Genomic DNA, 22,282 nt, shown 5'->3' with positions numbered 1-22,282 from the left:
GATACATTTAATTGACAGTGGACTCCCTTTCAATCAGGGTAGAATCTAAGATTTCGGTTCTGTATACCTCCTCCTCTTCCTCATTTTCCACCTTATCGATCAACATTTGTGCAGCAATCGCACCCATGCTTTCTCCATGTTGGGCTACAGCACTGAGACTAGGGTTGGCATATTTGGATAGGGGACCATCCGTAAAACCGATGAAAGAAACATCCTCTGGGATCTTCAACCCTTTTTTTTGTACCACCCGCATTCCATAAATGGCAAATATTTCATTTACACATAGGACGGCATCCATGGAAACCGTATCAAAGAAATGTTGAATTGCGGCTTCGTCTATGCTTTCAAAGGGAAGGGTCAACACCAAGTCCTTATTTATGGGGATACCTCCATCTTGTAACGCTTGATAATAGCCCTCTGTTCTTGCGTTGCTAACACTCAGGTTTTCTGTATTGATCAAAGCAATATTGCGCCTTCCACTATCTATTAACTTTTTAACCGCCTTATAGGCACTGACCTTATCATCAATGATTACCTTATCACATTCCACCTCATCAGTTACCCTATCGAACATGACCAAAGGGATTCCCTGGCTGGTTACCTCCTTAATATGGTTATAGTCGTTTTTGGCTTGTGTCTCCGTAGACAATGACATTATAAAACCGTCAATACTGCCATTGGCCAACATTTCCATGTTAATAACCTCTTTGTCAAACGATTCATCTGAAAGGCAAACAATAACGTTATATCCCCTTTCGTTCGCATATTTTTCAACGCCACGGATCACAGTTGTAAAAAAGTGATGGACTATATTGGGGATAATGACCCCGATATTTTTGGTTCGTTTGTTCTTTAGGCTTATGGCTATATTGTTAGGCTTGTAATTGTAGAGTTTTGCGAAGGCCTGAATCCTATCCTTGGTATCCCTACTTATTTCCTCGCTATTTTTCAAGGCTTTGGAAACCGTAGAAATGGATACTCCTAATTCTCTAGCAATATGCTTAAGGGTTATTTTTCTTCTCAAAATGATTAATGATTTTAGGGAACAGCAATTATTTCAGGTGAAAAATAGACATTAATAAGGTCTTAAATCTAAAATTGGATTTATTTAACAATAACAAGCACAAAGTAAATAATCCTTGGTTTTAGTCAGATAATTTTAACAAAAATTTGATTAAATAAAAATTCATATATTTGTTTTGCCTTGCCACTTAACAAACTTTTGATTAATAATTTACTGATTACATAATTTAGTGCAGCTAAGTTTACGAGTATAATATTTTAACATAAGTTATCAACACGAAACCGTTTTCGTAAAATTCTATTCAGTATTCTTAGCCATTTTAACAAATATTTTGCATAAGTTTAACCTGGAATTGAAATTAACTAAACTAAAATTACTTATTTATGAAGATTACGCTACTAAAAAGCTTATTGCTTGTTGGGGCATTTTTATGCTTTGGACTTGCAAAAGCTCAGACGGTATCAGGTACTGTTTCTGATGCCAGCGGCCCTTTACCTGGGGCCAGTGTTTTGGTAAAGGGAACTACCAACGGTACACAGACAGATTTTGATGGTAATTACACATTGAATAATGTGGGAAGTACAGCTACTTTGGTTTTCAGCTATATCGGCTACAAACCATTAGAGGTTGCTGTAAACAGCAGAACCACTATCTCGGTAACACTTGAAGAAGATGCGCAGGCATTGGATGAAGTTGTTATTATTGGTTATGGTACAACTACAGTTAAAGATGCAACAGGATCAGTAACATCTGTTACAGCTGCCGATTTTAACGGCGGTGCCATTGCTTCTCCAGAACAGTTGATACAAGGTAAAACTGCCGGTGTCAACATTCAACAGACAAGTGGTGAGCCAGGAGCAGGAATCCAATTGAACATTCGTGGTTCCAACTCTGTAAGGGGTGACAACAGCCCATTGTTCGTTGTTGATGGTGTGCCATTGGCTGGAGGTAACACTTCTCCAGGTGGTGATACCGGAAGCGGTGGAAGTGCTGTAAAAAACCCATTGAATTTCTTGAACCCATCGGATATCGAAAGCATCAGTATTCTTAAGGATGCTTCCGCAACTGCGATCTACGGTTCCAGAGGTGCGAACGGTGTTGTTATCATTACAACAAAAAGTGGTAAAGGAAGTACAGGAGGAAAATTTGAATTCTCTTCCACTCTAAGTATCGCTACACCTGCTAACAGTTATGATCTTTTAGATAGAGAAGAATATTTGGACGCAGTTACCCAATTTGGTGGTGATGCATCTTCAGTAGATTTTGGCAACAATACAGATTGGCAAGAATTCTTGACAAGAACTGCTGCTTCTCAAAATCAAAACTTATCCTATTCCAATAACTACGGTAGTGGTAACATACGCGCTACTTTTGGATATGGCAAACAGTTTGGGGTTGTTGAAAAATCTAGCTTGGAACGTATTACTGGTAGATTGAACATTTCTCAAAGGTTTTTGGATGACAAATTAACTTTAGGACTTCAAACCAGTATCTCACGTGTTAACGATGAGACGGCACCTTTATCTGGTGGCGCTGGTTTCCGTGGGGATATCCTAGGTGCTGGTTATTCGGCCAACCCAACATGGAGTACTGACCCTAACTTCTCAGATGGAGGAACTCAGATATTACCTGCTAACTATTTAGCTTATACCCAGAATGAAACATTTACCAACAGAATTTTGGTAAACGGTACCATAGATTACAAATTTACTCCTGAACTTTCAGGTAAAGTAAACATGGGTTATGACAAATCAGAAGGAGAGAATACTTCAGTTATTTCTGGGGACGTTCAAAACTTTACTGGGATAGAAGGACAAGGATTTGGAGTGTTCAATACACTTAACAGAGAAAATCACTTATTGGAAGCTACGCTGAACTATAAGAAAGAATTTGAAGATTCCAGTTTTGATGCATTGGTAGGTTATTCCTTCCAAGATTTCAACGTTAGTGGTAGAAATTCTGCTGCTAGAACTTTCTCCACCACTGATTTAAATCAAATGGGTGCTGATTTAAGAGAAACTGTTAATGGAGCTGCAAATATTATTGATGGTTCTTACCAACAATACTACTACGGTACAAATACCAACGGTCTACTTGTTAACAGACTGCAGCCAGCAGTTGTATCCGGGGAGAATGTTGGCCTAGGTTTTAACCGATTGGTAGCTGCCATGACAGCAGACACTTTTGACAACACAGATGAATTACAGTCATTCTTTGCCCGTTTAAATTATACTATCTCCAATAAATATCTATTTACTGGAACAGTTAGAGCTGATGGTTCTTCTAGATTTGGTCCAGAAAATCAATACGGATATTTCCCTTCTGGAGCTTTTGCTTGGAAGATGAGCGAAGAAGATTTCGTCGGAGATGCTGTTTCTACCTTGAAACTAAGGTTGAGTGGTGGTATCACTGGTAACCAAGATGGATTAGGATATGGTAACTTTGTTGCAAGACAACGTTTCGGAGGCCTAGGTATCCAAAATGATAACGTAGTGAACCAAAACGGTCTGGCAATTGTTGCAACTGACGTTCCTGATTTGAAATGGGAATCAACTTTGAACTTTAACGTAGGTTTGGATTTCGGATTTAATAATGACAGACTATCTGGTAGCTTAGATGTTTACCGTAGTGAAACAACTGATCTTATATTAAGAACTCCTCCTGCAGCACCTGCAGTGGATCCATTCCAGTTTGGTAATGTTGATGCAACTATCTTAAACCAGGGTATTGAATTTTCACTTGGATATGATTTTATTCAATCTGCAAATACTACATTCTCTGCTAACTTTAACATAGCATACAACCAAAACGAAGTACAAGATTTCGCTAGTGCAATTAATACTGGTGAGATTAACGGTCAAGGTCTTTCTGGTGCATTTGCACAGAGATTTGAAGCTGGTAGATCTTTGTTCTCTTATTACATGGCGATCTTTGAAGGATTTGACAGCAATGGCTTTCCAATTTACCAAGATGTAGATGGTAATGGAACAGGAGATCCTATCGCAGATCAAACATTTGTTGGTGAGGATGCCTTACCAGATGTTACTTCTGGATTATCTTTAAACTTTAGAAGTGGAAACTGGGATGCATCGACTTATTTTTCAGGTCAGTTCGGATTCTCGGTTTACAATAACACTGCTAACGGATTCTTCACAGGAGGATCTATCGGAAACGCTAGAAACGTAACTCAAAATGTTGTTACTAGTGGTGAAGATGGTGGAGCTTCTGCAGACGTTTCAACAAGATTCCTTGAAAAAGGTGATTTTGTAAGATTACAGAGTGCGTCAGTAGGTTATAATGTACCATTAACAGGTGAAGGCTTGTTCAAGACTTTACGTTTATCCGTAACAGGACAGAATTTATTCTTAGTTACAGACTACAGCGGACTTGATCCTGAAGTTACAACGGCTACTGGTGATTTAGGTTCTGGTGTACCAACTAGAGGAATCGACTGGGCGGCGTATCCAAATCCAAGAACAATAACCTTTGGACTTAATGCATCCTTTTAATTAAAAAATTGAATATCATGAAAAGAAATCAATTCAAAATATATTTTCTAACTATAGCGTCTGTGATAGGCCTCACCGCCTGTACCAACCTAGAAATCGAAGAAACCGACTCTATTATTAGTGAAGGCTTCCAAGGGTTGGCAGATCCAAGCTCAACGGTTGATGAACTATACAACCGTGTTGGTGGACAATATGGAGACCAAGCAAATTTCTTTGCACTCCAAGAAGTAACAACAGATGCAGCTCTAGTTCCTACAAGAGGAACTGACTGGGGTGATAATGGTTTATGGAGAGTACTTCACAACCATTCATGGAACGGAGAACATGCCTTTATCGGTACTGTTTGGAACCAGTTCAATGCAAACCAGTTAATTGCTTCCCAAGTATTGGACTCAAGAAGTAACCCAACTGCAGCCAACATTGGTGATGCAAGTTTTATGAGAGCCTACAGCATGTGGGTTATCTTGGATAACTACGGACAAGTTCCTTTTAGGGATACATCTTTACCATCATCAGCTTTACCTGAGGTATTATCTGGACAAGCTGCTCTAGATGTTATTTTAGCAGACCTTGATCAGGCAATTGCTAATTTACCAACCACAAATGCCGGTACAGGCGCAGCACTTAATAGAGCAAGCAAAGCTGCCGCTCGTCATTTAAAAGCAAAAGTTCTTTTGAATAAGCACATTTACCTTGGTACTAGTGCCGATTCTGGCGATATGGCCCAAGTAATTTCTTTGGTTGATGCAATTGCAGCAGATGGATTTGCACTTCAAGCAGGATTCTTTGACTTATTCAGACAAGAAGCTGACAATGAGACTATCTGGTCTTTGACATCTTTAGCTACAGGTAACAGAATATTCAACGGACTACACTACAACTCCACAGCTATTGGAGGTGGTGGTTGGAACGGTTTTAGTACGTTGGCCGAATTCTACGACCTTTACGAAGGAGATGCTAACAGCAACAGAGTTGATCTTAACGGTAATCCTTTGGATGGCCAAGAAGAAAGACGTGGTGGTGTACCTCCAGCAGGTAAGCCATTTACTGGTGCTGCAGGAACTACTGACAATGGTGGTCTTGAAGATGGATCTAACGTTGGTTTCGGATACCTTATTGGGCAACAATACGCTTTAAATGGAACTCCTTTGACGGACAGAGCTGGTGCACCATTGACCTTCAAAAGAGATTTTAAAGATGGGCAAGGCAATACTAGCTTTATCAACAATGATGAAACAACAGGAATTCGTGTTATGAAATACAACCCGAGATACGGTGGTGGTTTTGTAGGTCACGAAATTGTATTCCGTTATTCAGATGCTTACTTGATGAAAGCTGAAGCCATGTTACGTAGTGGACAAGATCCTACTGCTATGGTAAATGCACTTCGTCAGTTAAGAGGTGCCAACCCACTTACTTCTGTAGGTGAGCAGCAACTTTTGGATGAAAGAGGTCGTGAATTATTCCAAGAAGTTTGGAGAAGAAACGACATGATCCGTTTCGGACAGTTCAACAGAGATTGGTTATTTAAAGAACCAGGTGAAATTGGAAACACAGCTCGTAACTTGTTCCCAATCCCTCCAACTCAATTGTTGGCAAACCCTAACTTGGTTCAGAATCCTGGATATTAATCCAACATAACATACTAAGTATAAAAACCCTGACTAATTTAGTCGGGGTTTTTTTATGCTTATTAGTAAAAAAAATAGATTGCAGTCAGAATGATCTAGTTTATTTGATTAAAACCAGACAACAAAATTAATATTTTAACAAAATCTAGTTAAAAAAATTATGCCATTCATCTTCCATGCTAGTAGCAGATTAAGTATCTTGTCCTCTTCATAATTAGAGTAATGAACAGGATTTTTGGGCATTTAATTTTACTTACCATACTACTATCTGGATGCCAAAAAAATGAACTTAAGAGGTTTATTAGATTAGACACCTCAACTACTGGCATTAATTTCAGCAATACCCTAAAAGAGACTCCGGAATTAAATATTCTGAACTACTTGTATTTTTACAATGGAGCAGGAATAGCAGCTGCTGATTTCAATAATGATGGCCTAATTGACCTCTATTTTACAGCCAATCAAGGTGAAGACCAAATCTATATGAACCTTGGTGGAATGAAATTCAAAAACACCACTGCCATTTCCCAAATTAAAAATCAAGGGAATTGGACTACCGGGGTGACACATGTTGATATAAATAATGACGGTCTACTGGATATCTATGTGTGCAAAGTGGGTGATTTCAATGGCATCACCGGCAAAAACCTACTGTTCGTTAATCAAGGAGTTAATTCAGATGGTATTCCCGTATTCAAGGAAGACGCGGCCAAATATGGACTTGATTTCATTGGATTCTCTACCCAAGCCGCTTTTTTGGATTACGACCTAGATGGGGATCTAGACATGTTTCTTATGAACCACTCCGTACATCCCAATAGCACCTACGGAAGGGGATCTCAAAGAGAATTTATGGATCCAAAGTCTGGTGATCGTTTCTTTAAGAATGAAAATGGCAGCTATGTAGACTCCTCCGAAGAAGTCGGAATTTTTCAAGGTAGAATTGGTTATGGATTGGGGCTGGGTGTCAGTGACCTCAATAATGATGGCTTTCCCGACATATACGTTGGTAATGATTTCTTTGAAAATGATTACGTATACATCAACCAGACCGATGGCACTTTTAAAGAACTCATCACTAATAATAATTTAAGTTTAGGGCATACTACCCACTACTCCATGGGGAATGACATTGCTGACATTAACAATGACGGTCTAACAGATATTATGTCCTTGGACATGCTTCCCGAAGATTTGGAAACCTATAAAACATCTGGCCTGGAATATGCTTATCCCACCTACCAATCGTATTTAAAAAATGGGTATTCCCCTCAATTTATGCAGAATACAATGCATCTAAATTTAGGTAATAATACATTTAGTGAGATTGGGCATTTGGCTGGATTAGCTGCGACAGAGTGGTCTTGGGGCGTTCTATTGGCAGATTTTGACAATGATTCCTTTAAAGATGCATACATCTCCAATGGTATAAAAAAGGCGACCAACGATATGGATTTCATTAGTTTCATCGCAAATGAATCTATTCAAAAAAGACTAGATAAAGGCATGTCCGCTGCTGACATGGAGTTCATCAAAGACATCCCTCAAAAGAAGGTTGCCAATTATTTTTTTAAGAACAATGGTGATCTATCATTTCAAGATGTTACCTCGGATTGGTTTAACAAAGAACCTACCTTTAGTAACGGATGTGTATATGCCGACCTGGACAATGACGGCGATCTTGATATTATTGTAAACAACATTGATGAAGACGCCTTTATCCTAGAAAACCAAACCCAGGCCAAGAATCAATCCAATTATTTGGAAGTTGTCCTGCAAGGGCCATCGAACAATAAATTTGGCATAGGAACTAAGCTTATGGCCTACACTCCCAAAGGGATTTTATACCAGGAACACTTTGTAACCAGGGGTTATTTATCTGCCGTACCCAATATACAGCATATGGGCCTTGGTAGCATCACAAACATAGATTCCCTTAGGGTAATTTGGCCTCTAGGAAAAACGCAAATGCTCTATAATATAAATACCAACAAAAGAATAACGTTTATAGAGTCGGAGGCAACCAATACTTACGCATACGCTTCTACGAAAAACAACAATTCCTATTTTTCCAATACGGAAAATGCAATTTCCTTTATTCACAAAGATCCTTCCACATTAGAATTCAATAGGGATCCCCTTATTCCCTATGCCAACACTAATGAAGGGCCAGAAATATCAGTTGGGGACATTAACAGGGACAATCGGCAGGACATTTTTATCGCCGGTGCAAAAACACAGGCCTCTCAATTATTTATTCAGAATAAGGAAGGTGCTTTTAGTAGTGCACAGGACGATCTATTTCTTCAAGATGCCCTAAGTGAAGATATTTCGCATGTTTTCTTTGATGCAAACGGTGATACCTGGGAAGATCTTCTTGTTGTGAGCGGAGGAAATGAATTTGAAAGTGGCCCGAGGCTGCGTCCCAGACTTTACATTAACCAAAAGGGAACCTTCATAAAAGACACTCTGCAATTTCAAGATGTAGAGTTCAATGCCTCCAAAGTGAAGGTAAAAGATATTGACAATGATGGCGACCTGGATGTCTTGATATCTTCAGATCAAATCCCCCTCAAATTTGGTGAACCGGCACGTCAATTCATTTTCTTGAATGACGGCAAGGGCACTTTTTCCCAACCTGAATCGGATAATTATAAAAGTTTCAATGAGCTGCCAAATGTGAAAGATTTTATTTGGGCCGATATTGACAACGACGGAAAGGAAGAGCTTATAAGTGTAGGCTATTGGGCACCTATATCTATATTGAAAAATGTAAATGGCAGATATGTTCCTTTTAATTCATCTGAATTACAACTATCCAACGGATGGTGGAACGTTGTTGTAGCCGAAGATTTTGACAAAGATGGCGACATAGATCTTGTGGCAGGGAATTGGGGATTAAATAGCAGGTTAAAAGCCTCAAAAGAAAAGCCTTTAACATTATATAGATCAGATTTTGATGAGAACGGCTCTATAGAACCTCTGGTCACCTATTATGAAGGGAACACAGAAACACCCTTCGCGTCAAAAGATGAATTAGTCAAGCAAATGCCATTTCTTAACAAAGAATATTTGTCTTACAAAAAATTCGCCAAAGCCACTCTAACTGACTTGTTTACCAAACAAAAATTGGAAAATGCTCAAAAAAAGCAAATCTTTGAATTGAAAAGTATGTATTTTGAGAATGATGGCTCAGGAAATTTTACTCCAAAAGAACTACCGTTAATAGTTCAATCATCCACAACCCATGATATTTTGGTTGATGATTTAAATATGGATGGCTATAAAGACATGGTATTCGTTGGGAATACCTTTGAAATAAGCACTCAATTAGGTAGGTTGGATGCATCACATGGCCTAGTTTTGATAAATGATAAAAATGGGGGCTTTTATTGGGCTCGAAATCAAGATTTCGATATTTCAGGTCCCGCTAGAACTATACAAAAAATAATAATAAATAATAGGGAACATTATATTGTTGGAATGAACAATGCGTCTCCTGTATTCTTGATCAAAAACAGGAAGTAATCGATATGAAACGAAGTAATAAAACTATACTGGCAATCCTAATCGGGGTTTTAGGAATTTCTTTAAGTTGCAACTCCAAAAAGGAAGATAAGGCAAAAGACGCCGATAAGGCCCCTACTCTATTTACACTTCTCACTCCTGAGCAAACGGGAATTGATTTTATTAACCATATTGAAAACAAAAAGAATTTCAATATTTTCAAATACCGCAACTTTTATAATGGCGGCGGGGTTGCCATTGGAGATGTAAACAACGACGGATTGGTGGATATTTATATGACCGCCAATATGGGCCCCAACAAATTATACCTCAATAAAGGAAATATGAAATTTGAGGATATTTCTGCTTCAGCTGGGGTAGAAGGCAGTAAACCTTGGTCTACAGGGGTCGTAATGGTAGATATCAATCAGGATGGGCTTTTAGATATATATGTTAGTAATGCTGGCAATATGGAAGGCAACAACCATGATAATGATCTGTACATCAACAATGGAGATCTAACTTTCACAGAAAAAGCAGCAACATACAATCTGGCCAAGACAGGGTTTTCTACCCATGCCTCATTTTTTGACTATGACAAGGACGGCGACCTAGATGCCTATATCCTAAACAACAGTAATATCCCTGTAAGTAGTTTGGGATATGCAGAACAACGCGATGTAAGAGCCCAAGATTGGGAAGGCGTTCCAGACATATTTAAAGGTGTGGGAGATATGCTTTTGCGCAATGATAATGGCGTTTTTGTTGATGTAAGCGAAAAAGCTGGAATCTACGGAAGTCTTATTGGGTTTGGATTGGGGGTCATGATTACTGATCTCAACAAAGATCTATACCCAGATATTTATGTTTCCAACGATTTTTACGAAAGGGATTACCTCTACATCAACAACCAAGACGGCACATTTACAGAGGATATAAAAGGATGGACCTCCCACCTATCGCTTTCGGCTATGGGGGTAGATATGGCAGACATCAATAATGATGGTAATGTGGAGATATTTATTACTGATATGTTGCCTGAAGCCGATGAGCGTGTAAAATCTGTCATGGAATTTGATGGGTACGATGTATTTAAACTCAAACAGGAAAAGGATTTTTATCAGCAGTACATTCAAAATACCCTTCAACTAAATAATGGGAACGGGTCCTTTTCTGAAATAGCCTATTTCAGTGGTGTTGATGCCACGGATTGGAGCTGGGCCGGTTTGCTTTTTGACATGGACAATGACGGTTTCAGGGATATATATATTACCAATGGGATAAACCACGACCTGACGGATCTTGATTTTGTTGACTTCTTCGCCAATGAGATCATTCAAAAAATGGCGCTTACGGGCAGGAAGGAATCCATTGACTCCATTATAAACAAAATGCCAATAAAACCACAGCCCAATTTCGCATACAAAAACAATAAGGACCTTACTTTCTCAAACGCCAACAAAGAATGGGGGTTTGAATTGCCAAGCATGTCCAACGGAGCAGCCTATGGGGATTTGGATAATGATGGCGACCTGGACCTGGTAGTGAACAATGTAAATATGCTAGCCTTTGTTTATGAGAACAAGGCAAATACACTTACAAACAACCACTATATAAAATTAAAGTTCAAAGGAACGGATAGCAATAGGTTTGGTGTAGGTGCCTCGGCAACGCTCTACCATGCCGGAAATATTGTCTATCAGGAATTGATCCCCTCCAGAGGTTTTCAGTCCTCTATGGACTATACCATGACAATGGGATTGGGAAGTTCAAAAACCATAGATTCCCTAAGGATCATTTGGCCTGATGATATGACCCAAAAAATGGAGAATATTACTGCCGATCAGACCATTACTTTTGATCATAAACAAGCAACTACCCGCTATAAGGTTCCCAACCCCAAGGCCATAAAACCTATGCTGGAGGAAATAAAGAACAACTCCCTTATAGCCCACAAGGAAAACAGTTATAATGATTTTGTATATGAAGGATTAATTTATAAACTTTTGTCACAGGAAGGTCCAGCTCTAGCTGTTGGAGATATTAATGGGGATGGCCATGAGGATATCTTTATGGGCGGAGCCAAAGGGCAACCCGCAAGCATTTATACCCATTCTGGCAATGGGAAAATTACACCCGTGAGTCAGAGAGTTTTTGAGGAAGATGCAGAATATGAGGATACCGCTGCTGCCTTCCTGGATGTGGATGGCGACAAAGATTTAGATCTAATTGTAGGATCAGGGGGCAATCAAGTGGGAGAGGAAATGACCTACCGTAGCCGCCTATATCTCAACAACGGTAAAGGGGTTTTTACAAGGTCGAAAGAATCACTCCCGTCTACCTTTAAAAATATTTCCACCATTGCCCCAAATGATTTTGATGGAGATGGGGATATGGATGTGTTCATTGGCTCCAGGAGTGTTGTGGGCACCTATGGTGTAAACCCCGATCATTTGTTCCTTGAGAACAACGGGGATGGTACTTTTAAGAATTCTACGGAACGTCTGGCCTATGACCTTAAAGACGCCGGCATGATCACCAATGCTGTATGGGCAGATATGGATGGAGATAAAAAGAAAGATCTTGTGACCGTATCAGAATGGGGAACTCCAAACATATATAGAAATTCGGGAAGGCGTTTATCCAAATTACCCACCACTTTGGATAGTCTTCATGGGCTTTGGAATGTAGTAGAAGTAGCCGATTTGGATAACGATGGTAACAATGATCTGGTTCTGGGTAATCAGGGAACAAATTTACATTATAGGCCTACGCCCAATAATCCAATGAAAATGTGGATCAACGATTTTGATGGCAACGGTACCATAGAGCAGATTGTAACCTTACAGGAAAATGGAAAAGATTATCCATTACATCAGAAAAAGGAGCTGACCAATCAGATGGTTTCCTTAAAGAAAAAAAATCTAAAAGCTTCTGAATACGCAAAGAAGACCATAGATGAATTATTTCCTAAAGAAGTATTTAATAACTCTATAATGAAACAATCGGCTATTGCCGAATCGGTCATCGCAATTAATGAAGGAGGAGGAAAATTTACCATTAAAGTGCTTCCTACAAGGGTGCAATTGTCCTGCATTTGTGGCATTTCCTGTGCAGATGTCAATCAAGATGGATACATAGATCTTATCATGGGCGGGAATAATTTTGAGTTTAAACCACAATATTCCAGACAGGATGCCAATTTTGGAAATGTATTATTAGGAAACAAAGACCTGAATTTTACATGGCAAGATTATAACAAAAGTGGCTTTTTCATTAGGGAAGAAATTAAACATCTAAAGCAATTTAAGGACCGTAATGGCAAGACCTACTTAATTGCGGCATTAAACAATACACAACCCAAGATATACAGGCTAAATGAATAAGAATATTGTCGTTTCCATTTTTATATTGCTGCTTTTAGGTTGTGGCAAAAAAGAGGGTGGGTTATTCATGAACCCATCTCCTGAAGAAACCGGAATTACCTTTAGTAATACCCTAACTGAAACCAATGACCTAAATATTTTGGACTACCTCTATTTCTACAATGGTGGAGGGGTTGCTATTGGAGATATTAATGGGGACGGTCTTGCAGACATCTATCTTTCTGGAAACCAGGTCAAGAATAAGCTTTATATCAACAAAGGCAACCTAACTTTTGAGGACATCACCGATAAGGCTGGCGTAGCTGGCCAAAGCACTTGGAATACTGGGGCTGTTATGGGCGATGTTAATGGCGATGGCCTGTTGGATATCTATGTCTGTGCAGTAGTGGGAATAAACGGCTTTAACGGACACAACGAGTTATTTATCAATAATGGAGATGAAACCTTCACCGAGAGTTCTGCCAAATATGGGCTCGATTTTGAAACCTTCAGCTCCAATGCTGCTTTTTTAGATTATGATCTGGATGGGGACCTGGACCTATACCTTCTTAACCATGCGGTTCATACCCAAAAATCTTTTGGCAAGGCCGATCTTCGGTTTCAACGCGACTTTCAAACCGGGGACCGCCTACTTAGAAATGACGGCAATACCTTTGTGGATGTAAGTGAGGAAGCTGGTATCTATGGAGGTATCAATGGTTATGGCCTAGGTGTAGCCATCAGTGATTTTAACCAAGATGGATTTCCTGATATTTATGTTGGGAACGACTTTCACGAAGACGATTACTATTATCTAAATAATGGGGATGGCACATTCAATGAAAGTTTAAAAGATCATTTTGGACAGACCACGCGCTTTTCAATGGGCAATGATGTTACGGATATAAACCACGATGGTTGGCCAGATATCCTGTCATTAGACATGCTACCCGAAGATGAAACTGTGCTCAAATCTTCTGAAGGAGACGATGATATACAAATTCAAAAGCTTCGAATTGAACAGTACGGGTATCATTATCAATTTACCCGGAACATGCTTCACATTAATCAGCAAGGCGGTAAATTTAAGGAAACGGCCCTTCTAAGTGGTATTGCCGCAACTGATTGGAGTTGGAGCTCCCTATTTGCCGATTACAATCAGGACGGAGAACAAGATATTTTTATTTCCAACGGGATTCCAAAACGTCCGAACGACTTAGATTTTATCAATTTTGCCTCTAACGACCAGATCAAAAAGAAAATAGACAATACCAAGTTGGTAGACCAGCAGGCATTGGATATGATGCCCTCTGGAAATATACCCAACTATGTATTTGAAGGCAAAAAAGACTTACGGTTCATAAACAGGTCCAAAGACTGGATCCTACAGGACACCCTCATTTCAGGTGCAACGGCCATGGGCGATCTGGATAATGATGGGGATTTGGATATTGTCACAAATAACATTAACCATACCGCTACCCTTTATATAAACAAAACCGATAAAAAGGCGAACTACCTAAAGGTTAAATTGAAATCCCCAGGGAAAAATCCATTTGCTATTGGCGCTAAAATACTTTCGTATCATAAGGGCATTCTTCAATACAAGGAAATGTACACTGTAAGGGGATTTCAGTCCTCTTCAGAACCCATGATCCATTTTGGTTATGGTAAGGAAACCAAAATAGATTCACTACGTATAATTTGGCCCGATAGAACGACTCAGTTGCTAAAGAATATAGCCGTTAACCAAACGCTGACCATAGAACCGGAAAATAAAACTCCCGTAACCTATCCTTTGTTCACCAAAAGCAAAAAAGAAATTTTCAAAAAAGTCGAAGGTAATCTTGGTATCGATTTTGTGCATAAGGAAGACGCGTATTTCGATTTCAACAGACAGAAATTGATCCCGTATGAATTCTCTGATCGAGGTCCGGCAGTGGCTATCGGAGACTTGGACAATAATGGAAGCTCTGATATTTTCTTTGGAGGCTCAAAGTTTATTCCTTCCAAGGTCTATACCCAACATTCTGAGGGTTTTAGGGAAAAGGTGCTAATGGAAATCAAAAAAGACTCCATAAAAGAAGATGTTGAGGCAGTTATAGCCGATTTTAATGGCGATGGAAAAAATGATCTTTTTATAGGCTCAGGAGGCGCCGATTTTTTTAATCAAATGCCACCACTATCCGATAGTTTTTACGTTCAAAAGGATTCGACATTTATTTCAGGAAAACTCCCAGCCACTTTTCAAAATGCTTCGGTATTGGCCTCGGCCGACTTTGATTCCGATGGGGATATGGATCTCTTTGTAGGCAATCAAATGATCACCAATGATTTTGGCAAGATTCCCCAGTCTTATCTTCTTGAGAACAAGAATGGTGCCTTTGAGATTGTTGAAAACAAGTCCTTATTAAATATTGGCATGGTCACAGATGCCATTTGGGACGATTACAATGGAGACGGTAAGCCTGACTTAATACTAGTTGGGGAATGGATGAATCCCGTATTTTTCAAAAATAACGGCGGTAAATTGGAGAAGGACGATTTTAACCTAACCTCGATCAAAGGTCTATGGCAAAGCATCATTCCTTTTGATATCGATAGTGACGGTGATACGGATTATTTGCTTGGCAATTGGGGCTTAAATTCAAAGTTTAAAGCCACCGAGCAAGCCCCCATGAAAATGTATTATGCCGATTTTGATGATAACGGCAGTACTGAAACCATAGTCACCATTGAAAAGAACGGACAAGATTACCCTATTGAAGGATTAAAAGGCCTATCCGAACAATTAGTAAGTTTAAGAAAGAAATTTACCGCGTATAAGGATTTTGCCGGTAAGCCTATTGAGGGTATACTTTCAAAAGAACAACTGGAAAAGGCAACGGTATTTGAAGTAACGGAATTAAGTTCGGGATACCTTGAGAACAAAAATGGAAAATTCAGTTTTACACCATTCTCGGTGGACTTACAAGTGGCGCCTATTATGGCTTTTCTGAAGTTTGATTTTGATGGTGACGGATCGGAAGAAGTACTCGCTGCAGGCAACTATTTTGGGGTAAAACCATATCATGGACGTTTGGGGTCTTTCTCCGGTGCTATGATAAAAGGTAAAAATAATGTAATTTTGGGCGATGAAATTGGATTGGATTTTTCACAAAAATCAATTCGCCATCTAAATATTATAAACTTTAACAACCGACCATATTTAATAGCGACTTTCAATAATGAAAAGGTCCAAGTATATCAATTGATAAACAAAAATGACAAATGATGAAGAAGATAATCTTATTGGTATTAGTAGTTGTTCTAGGCAGTTGTCAGAAAAAAGAAGAACCTATAATTATCTCTCCTAACCTGCTACATCAATCTATAGATAAGGTTACGGAAATAATGATTCACGACATATTTTCGCCTCCTGTAGCCAGTAGAATTTTTGCTTATCCCAATATTGCGGCTTATGAGATCATTGCGGTAAATAATGGGGAATACAAATCCTTGGTAGGTCAAGTTACCGATTTAACCCCTATTCCAAGCCCCAAAGCTGATGCCCCAACAAACGCCCATCTATCAGCACTTATCGCGCATATGGATATGAGCCGTAGGCTAATATTCAGCGAGGAAAAATTGACTGTTTTCAGGGATAGCCTTTACAACATATGGTCTTCACAAAACCCAACTGAATTTGAAGCTTCCAAAGAATACGGTTTAGAAGTGGCCGAGCATATTAGTGAATGGATGAATGAGGACAATTACAAGCAAACCCGCACCATGCCAAAATTTACGGTAATGTCCGGTGAAGAATCGCGGTGGCAGCCTACTCCACCTTCCTATATGGATGGTATTGAGCCACATTGGAGTAAAATACGTCCTTTTGTGATAGACTCCTCCGAACAATTTAAGCCAGTACCTCCCCCAGCTTATTCAATGGAGGTAGACTCTCCATTTTACAAAGAGCTAAAGGAAGTGTATGACATCAGTAAAGAAATTACTGCCAAAGGAGATACTTCTGAAGAAATAGCCATGGCAAAATTTTGGGATTGTAACCCATATGTCTCTGTGACCTACGGACATTTAATGTTCGCCACAAAAAAAATAACACCGGGAGCACACTGGATTGGCATTACTAAAATTGCTGCCAAAAAAACAGATAGTGATTTTGACAAAACGCTTTATGCCTATACAAAAACGTCTATAGCCATGGCCGATGCCTTTATCAGCTGTTGGGATGAAAAGTATCGAAGTAATCTAATTCGACCTGAAACCCTTATCAACCAATATATAGACGAAAATTGGAAGCCAGTACTTCAAACACCACCATTTCCAGAATACACAAGTGGACACAGTGTTGTTTCTGGAGCAGCTTCTACTGCCTTGACGAGTATTTTTGGAGAAAATTTTGCTTTTGAGGACGATACGGAAATACCATATGGCCTTCCAGTACGAAAATTCCCGTCGTTTGCAAAGGCTGCCGATGAGGCTGCCATCAGTAGAATGTACGGTGGTATACATTATAGATCAGCGGTAGAGGTCGGGGTAAAACAAGGAAGGGATTTAGGGAAATTTGTTACGGACAACCTAAATATGAAACAAGAATCCCAATTAGCAACAACGGAATAGTTTTATGAAGAAGTTCTTATTAATTCTCACAACTCTTTTCATTGTGGGAGCCATTGGTTATCTATTTTTCTATCCGTACGATTATTTAGTTACCATTAAGGCTAAAGCCAATGCAGGTACGATCAACCAGACGATAAAACTTTGGGATTCCACACTTGATAGCACTAAACTGACAAGTGACCTAGATTTACGCCATCTGGACCAAACCTTGAGTTTTAATGACTCTACCCATATATATTCATGGGAGATCAGCGCAGAAAATGATTCAGTTTCAAAGATAAAGATCTTCGCCAAGGATGGCCAAAATAGCCTAATGAACAAGATCCTAGTCCCATTCACGGATACCGATTTTGAAAAACGTACGGTAAGGACCCTCTCGGATTTTAATGAAAACCTTCATAACCATCTTAAGCGAATACGCGTTACGGTTGTTGGTGAAGAAATAATTGACTCCGCCTATTACGCATATGTGACCGCTAAATCCTCACAGTTTGACAAGGCCAAAGGCATGATGAGAAACTTTCCTTTGCTCGACCCTTATTTGGTGAATAATGGTGCTAAACTTAAAGGAAGACCATTTATTGAAATTACCAAATGGGATAAGGAAAAGGATAGCATTGAATATCGTTTCGGGTACCCTGTAATAAAATCAGATAGTTTGCCACAGCATCCAGATCTTCAATACGGCTTTCGCAAAAAAAGCAAAGCCCTAAAGGCCATTTACAATGGCAACTATATAACTTCGGACCGAGCGTGGTACGCCCTCTTGGATTATGCCAAAAAGCATAATATTGATGTTACAGGACTTCCTACTGAAATCTTTTATAACAATCCCAATTTGGGCGGTGATGAACTAAATTGGAAAGCAGAAGTATATATGCCTTTGAGCAAACAATAAACAAAAAAGCCCAACTGATGTTGGGCTTTTTTGTTGAAAAACTTGAACAATATTATGCTGATCCTTACTACAATCATTAACCTCTATTAATAATCTACACCTTTTAGATTAACTTACTTTACTTTAGCTGGGCCGTATCCAATAATAAAGACTTCATCCAATACCTGCGCTTCTTTATCAACTTCTAGATTACTTGCTTTTTCTGCTTCTTTTACATTAGCTCCCTTATTATTTAGGCTCCCATCATCTATTTTAAAGGTAATTGGAATGGAGAATGGTACGCTTACTGTTTTTCCATTATCTATCCCTGGTATCATTTTAGGCAACTTGGCAATTATACGTTCAGTTTCATCCTCAAGTAACCTGTGTGGACCTCTTTTTCGGATATTGGATATATTTCCTTCTTCGTCCATAGTGAACATAACGGTGACCCTACCTTGAACACCCTTTTCCTGTGCCTCATCAGGATAGTTGAAATGTTTGCGAATATGTTCCTGAATTTTTTCTTGAAAACAAGCTCTTTTATCTGCCGCATTTTCACAGCCAGGAAATACTGGAACTTCGTCCACATATGCAAATGGAACAACCAAACCTTCTTCTAGAGAGGAATCGTTAGTAGTACCTTTACTTTTTGTTGACTCAAGTTCATTCTCTGGGTCCTTACTATTATTGCCTTCACAAGAAGTGTAAAACAACATTCCCGCAATTAATGGCAACAAGAGCAAATACTTTAACTGCCAAACTTTTTTTGATTTTGATTTTTGTAACATGACGATTCGTTTTTTGATTAATGATGATTTAAAAAATTGATTGATAAATGAAATATGATGGGTTTGGAACACTTCAGCCAGTAAATTCTGATACTGTTCCTTCTTATGGGCCTTGGACACCTTTGCATCGGCGATGAACTCGTGCAATTCTGAAATCCTAGATTGATATACGTATACAAGCGGGTTGAACCAGAACGCAATTCGCATCAATTCATAAAACAACAGATCTAAAGAATGCCGCTGTTGGATATGTACCAACTCATGCTCTAAAATACTTTCATGCTCCTTTTTTAAAACCTCATCCCCCAAGAAAATAGTTTTAAAAAAGGAAAACGCGATATTGCTTTTGGCCACAACTACCCTAGTAAATCGATTGAAATAGCACACCTCTCCATTCCTTTTAAGCCGTTGTATTTGTATCAGTTTAATACAAAAGAACACCGCTGACAACACCATACCCCCATAAAAAGTCATTTCGTACCAGGAAAGATCAAAATAGGAGGTCTCCTTTGTAAGCGCAACTTCTGAAGCCATGTTTAATCCCCACAAATATTCGGGGTAGGGCGCAAATTCATTGGAAACAGTAGTTTTCAATGCTTCTATCTTTATCCAGGGCAGCACTAAAGAAAGAACAAATGTCCCTAGCAGATAGACCCTATTCCATTGGAAAAAAGTTTCCCTTTTTAAAAACAGGTCATAAATTATAAGGAATAGCAGTTGGAACGCCACACTTTCCAAGATGTACTGTATCATATGCTGATTTTTTAAATATTATGTTTGGAGTTGTTTCTCACCCTCCTATTTATTATCAAACTATAATCTATTCTTTGTCCTTTTTAATATCCTTCATAATCGATTCCAATTCAGAAAGGCTCAAATCATTCTTCTTCATAAAAAAAGACACCATACTTTTAAAGGACCCTTGAAAATACCCATCCATAAGCTTGGTAATGGAGGCATTACTATAATCCGATTTTTTGACCACAGGAAAGTATATATGTCCTTTCCCTTCCTTTTCATGATCTACAAAACCCTTGCTTTCCAGAATTCTCACAATGGTGGAAACGGTATTGTAGGCAGGCTTAGGTTCAGGCAACTCATCAATAATAGATGCTACGTTACATTTCTGTAATTGCCATAACACCTGCATTACTTCCTCTTCTGCTTTCGTAAGTTGTTTCATGTTTGTTTTTCTAAATTGTCGGGTAACGCCAAATCGAAACCTCTTCTGTTCTTACGACCCTTACCACTCAAATCAGCTTGTGGAAAACCGTTATGTCTGGTCGAGCGCAGTCGAGACCTTTTCTACCCTTCCTATCCCCTCTCGAGGTGACATTTGACATTTATTTAATCTGGTAATTATTGAAATTAATTATTTTCGACGCAGCTAATATAACTAAAGTTTTAGTTTAAACTAATCTTTTAGTTGAAAAATTTAGAAAATAGTTGCAATAATTGATGAAAGCCATGTAACTAATTCTCTTTATATTCGTCCCATATCGAATAAATCAAATTCATGGACATTCTTTTGGTCATACTAGGGTTTGTGCTAATGCTGACGGGAATTCTAGGTAGTTTTCTCCCTGTGTTACCAGGAACGCCAATCAGTTGGGTGGGCTTACTCCTACTGCATCTTACATCGGTTATTCCCATGGACTGGTTATTTCTAGGGATCACCTTAGGTATTGCCATACTTGTAATTGCCCTGGATTACATTATCCCGGTGATAGGAACTAAAAAGTTTGGAGGGAGTAAAGCCGGTATGATAGGCACCACTGTTGGGCTTGTGGTAGCCCTACTATTCCCAATTCTGGGGCTTTTTGGTATCATTATTTGGCCCTTTATTGGGGCTTTGGTAGGAGAACTGATCAACAGGACAGATCATAAAACCGCATTGAAATCGGCCTTCGGTTCTTTTCTTGGATTTTTGACAGGGACCTTCATTAAGTTTGTGGTCGCCACGGTTTATCTAGGACTTTTTATTTCTATTGTTTGGGAAAACAAGGGGATGCTATTCCCATTTTTTAATTAATATTCTTCTGGCCCATCAACAGATCCATGCAATGTTTTAAAGCGGGATTCCTATTATCCTTCTTCCATATGACCGAAAGTATGGCACGCTGAGGAATATTTTTAAGCTCCAGAAATTTAACCCTCATATGAAAACCATATTGCAGGGAAGTGGGCACAATGGCAATCCCCAGATTGTTCTCCACCAATTTAAAAATGGTTTGTGCATGTACCGATTTGTGTGACACCTTGGGTGTAAAGCCAGCATCCTCGCAGATACTCATGATGGTATCATAATACAACGGACTATAATCTTGGGCGAAGAGCACAAAATTTTCACCCGATAGCTGATGAACTCCCTCAAATTCCCTTGATAATATCGGATAAGCCTCAGGGAGTACCACTGAAAAGGTATCCTCAAATACGGGGTGAATATGAATGTCCTCAGGAACTCTTGCCAATCGCACAAAACCAATATCCAGCTTATCTTTCATAACGGCATCCAATTGGGCACTGTTGGACAGTTCTTCCAAACTAGTCCTCACTTTGGGATACTTCTCTTTTAATGCAATCAAAAGGTCAGGAATTACATTCTGCATGGCAGAACCTAAAAAACCAATACGCACCTCTCCAGAATCCCCGTCTTTTAGAAGCTCTAAATGTTTGGTGGTCAGATCAAGGTGATTGAGGATATATTGAAGCTCCGCTCTTAAATATGCCCCAGCAGGGGTAAGGGACACCTTTTTTTTACTTCGGACAAATAAAGGGGTATCCAAAATTTCTTCCATTTGTTTTATTTGCCTGCTCAACCCAGGCTGGGAGATACAAAGCTTTTCAGCTGCCTTTCGATAATGCAATTCCTCAGCCACAGCTAAAAAATATTTAAAATGTCTAAGTTCTAATTGATAACCCATAGCTATTGAATGTTGACAAAATTGGTATTGGTAA

Annotated in this window: 12 protein-coding genes; 8 read left to right on the top strand and 4 right to left on the bottom strand. The window is 39.1% G+C overall.

Translation table 11 applies throughout. From position 1 onward, the window contains the following. Positions 1-7: 7 nt before the first annotated feature. The gene (locus ABXZ32_RS09555; RefSeq protein ID WP_354618450.1) at positions 8-1,024 is read right to left on the bottom strand and encodes a LacI family DNA-binding transcriptional regulator; all 1,017 of its coding nucleotides are present in this window, start codon (positions 1,022-1,024) and stop codon (positions 8-10) included. 383 nt (positions 1,025-1,407) lie between these two features. Between ABXZ32_RS09555 and ABXZ32_RS09550 the strand changes: the two genes are divergently transcribed. The 7 genes from ABXZ32_RS09550 to ABXZ32_RS09520 all read left to right on the top strand — a co-directional run bounded on the left by ABXZ32_RS09550 (position 1,408) and on the right by ABXZ32_RS09520 (position 18,554). Continuing rightward, entirely contained in the window at positions 1,408-4,533 is a 3,126-nt protein-coding gene (locus tag ABXZ32_RS09550; RefSeq protein ID WP_354618449.1) for a SusC/RagA family TonB-linked outer membrane protein, read from the top strand. 17 nt (positions 4,534-4,550) lie between these two features. Continuing rightward, positions 4,551-6,164, top strand: a complete 1,614-nt coding sequence (locus ABXZ32_RS09545) for a RagB/SusD family nutrient uptake outer membrane protein (RefSeq protein WP_354618448.1) — start codon at positions 4,551-4,553, stop codon at positions 6,162-6,164. Positions 6,165-6,386: 222 nt separating this feature from the next. Further along, entirely contained in the window at positions 6,387-9,692 is a 3,306-nt protein-coding gene (locus ABXZ32_RS09540; protein ID WP_354618447.1) for a VCBS repeat-containing protein, read from the top strand. Positions 9,693-9,697: 5 nt separating this feature from the next. After that, complete coding sequence (locus ABXZ32_RS09535; RefSeq protein ID WP_354618446.1) at positions 9,698-13,057, top strand: VCBS repeat-containing protein; 3,360 nt, start codon at positions 9,698-9,700, stop codon at positions 13,055-13,057. Then, complete coding sequence (locus tag ABXZ32_RS09530) at positions 13,050-16,310, top strand: VCBS repeat-containing protein (RefSeq protein ID WP_354618445.1); 3,261 nt, start codon at positions 13,050-13,052, stop codon at positions 16,308-16,310. Before ABXZ32_RS09535 ends, ABXZ32_RS09530 begins: the two co-directional genes overlap by 8 nt. Next, a complete protein-coding gene (locus ABXZ32_RS09525) occupies positions 16,310-17,656 on the top strand; it encodes a vanadium-dependent haloperoxidase (protein WP_408017019.1) in 1,347 nt (448 codons plus the stop codon). Before ABXZ32_RS09530 ends, ABXZ32_RS09525 begins: the two co-directional genes overlap by 1 nt. A 4-nt stretch (positions 17,657-17,660) precedes the next feature. Beyond that, a complete protein-coding gene (locus ABXZ32_RS09520; protein WP_354618443.1) occupies positions 17,661-18,554 on the top strand; it encodes an AraC family transcriptional regulator in 894 nt (297 codons plus the stop codon). 113 nt (positions 18,555-18,667) lie between these two features. On the opposite strand, the gene ABXZ32_RS09515 is transcribed toward ABXZ32_RS09520, so the two are convergent. Together ABXZ32_RS09515 and ABXZ32_RS09510 are read right to left on the bottom strand one after the other, a co-directional pair. Continuing rightward, positions 18,668-20,077: a M56 family metallopeptidase gene (locus ABXZ32_RS09515; RefSeq protein WP_354618442.1), complete on the bottom strand. Its 1,410-nt coding sequence runs from the start codon at positions 20,075-20,077 to the stop codon at positions 18,668-18,670. Between the two features lie 67 nt (positions 20,078-20,144). Continuing rightward, positions 20,145-20,507 carry a BlaI/MecI/CopY family transcriptional regulator gene (locus ABXZ32_RS09510; protein WP_354618441.1) on the bottom strand — a complete coding sequence of 121 codons (363 nt, stop codon included), beginning with the start codon at positions 20,505-20,507 and terminating at the stop codon, positions 20,145-20,147. Positions 20,508-20,840: 333 nt separating this feature from the next. Between ABXZ32_RS09510 and ABXZ32_RS09505 the strand changes: the two genes are divergently transcribed. Next, the gene (locus tag ABXZ32_RS09505) at positions 20,841-21,356 is read left to right on the top strand and encodes a DUF456 domain-containing protein (RefSeq protein WP_354618440.1); all 516 of its coding nucleotides are present in this window, start codon (positions 20,841-20,843) and stop codon (positions 21,354-21,356) included. Here ABXZ32_RS09505 and ABXZ32_RS09500 read toward each other — a convergent pair. After that, positions 21,349-22,248: a LysR family transcriptional regulator gene (locus tag ABXZ32_RS09500; protein ID WP_354618439.1), complete on the bottom strand. Its 900-nt coding sequence runs from the start codon at positions 22,246-22,248 to the stop codon at positions 21,349-21,351. The two genes, ABXZ32_RS09505 and ABXZ32_RS09500, sit on opposite strands and share 8 nt — an antisense overlap. Positions 22,249-22,282 lie beyond the last annotated feature (34 nt).

It is taken from the genome of Sediminicola luteus, from assembly GCF_040566555.1.
GTDB lineage: Bacteria > Bacteroidota > Bacteroidia > Flavobacteriales > Flavobacteriaceae > Sediminicola.
This window is presented reverse-complemented; position numbering and strand designations above follow the sequence as displayed.

What these genes read in the sequence shown, in the direction of transcription:
- ABXZ32_RS09535 (WP_354618446.1), top strand. Translation starts at nt 9,698, where the DNA reads ATGAAACGAAGTAATAAAACTATACTGGCAATCCTAATCGGGGTTTTA.
- ABXZ32_RS09515 (WP_354618442.1), bottom strand. Translation starts at nt 20,077, where the DNA reads ATGATACAGTACATCTTGGAAAGTGTGGCGTTCCAACTGCTATTCCTT.
- ABXZ32_RS09525 (WP_408017019.1), top strand. Translation starts at nt 16,310, where the DNA reads ATGAAGAAGATAATCTTATTGGTATTAGTAGTTGTTCTAGGCAGTTGT.
- ABXZ32_RS09520 (WP_354618443.1), top strand. Translation starts at nt 17,661, where the DNA reads ATGAAGAAGTTCTTATTAATTCTCACAACTCTTTTCATTGTGGGAGCC.
- ABXZ32_RS09510 (WP_354618441.1), bottom strand. Translation starts at nt 20,507, where the DNA reads ATGAAACAACTTACGAAAGCAGAAGAGGAAGTAATGCAGGTGTTATGG.
- ABXZ32_RS09500 (WP_354618439.1), bottom strand. Translation starts at nt 22,248, where the DNA reads ATGGGTTATCAATTAGAACTTAGACATTTTAAATATTTTTTAGCTGTG.
- ABXZ32_RS09540 (WP_354618447.1), top strand. Translation starts at nt 6,387, where the DNA reads ATGAACAGGATTTTTGGGCATTTAATTTTACTTACCATACTACTATCT.
- ABXZ32_RS09550 (WP_354618449.1), top strand. Translation starts at nt 1,408, where the DNA reads ATGAAGATTACGCTACTAAAAAGCTTATTGCTTGTTGGGGCATTTTTA.
- ABXZ32_RS09530 (WP_354618445.1), top strand. Translation starts at nt 13,050, where the DNA reads ATGAATAAGAATATTGTCGTTTCCATTTTTATATTGCTGCTTTTAGGT.
- ABXZ32_RS09505 (WP_354618440.1), top strand. Translation starts at nt 20,841, where the DNA reads ATGGACATTCTTTTGGTCATACTAGGGTTTGTGCTAATGCTGACGGGA.
- ABXZ32_RS09545 (WP_354618448.1), top strand. Translation starts at nt 4,551, where the DNA reads ATGAAAAGAAATCAATTCAAAATATATTTTCTAACTATAGCGTCTGTG.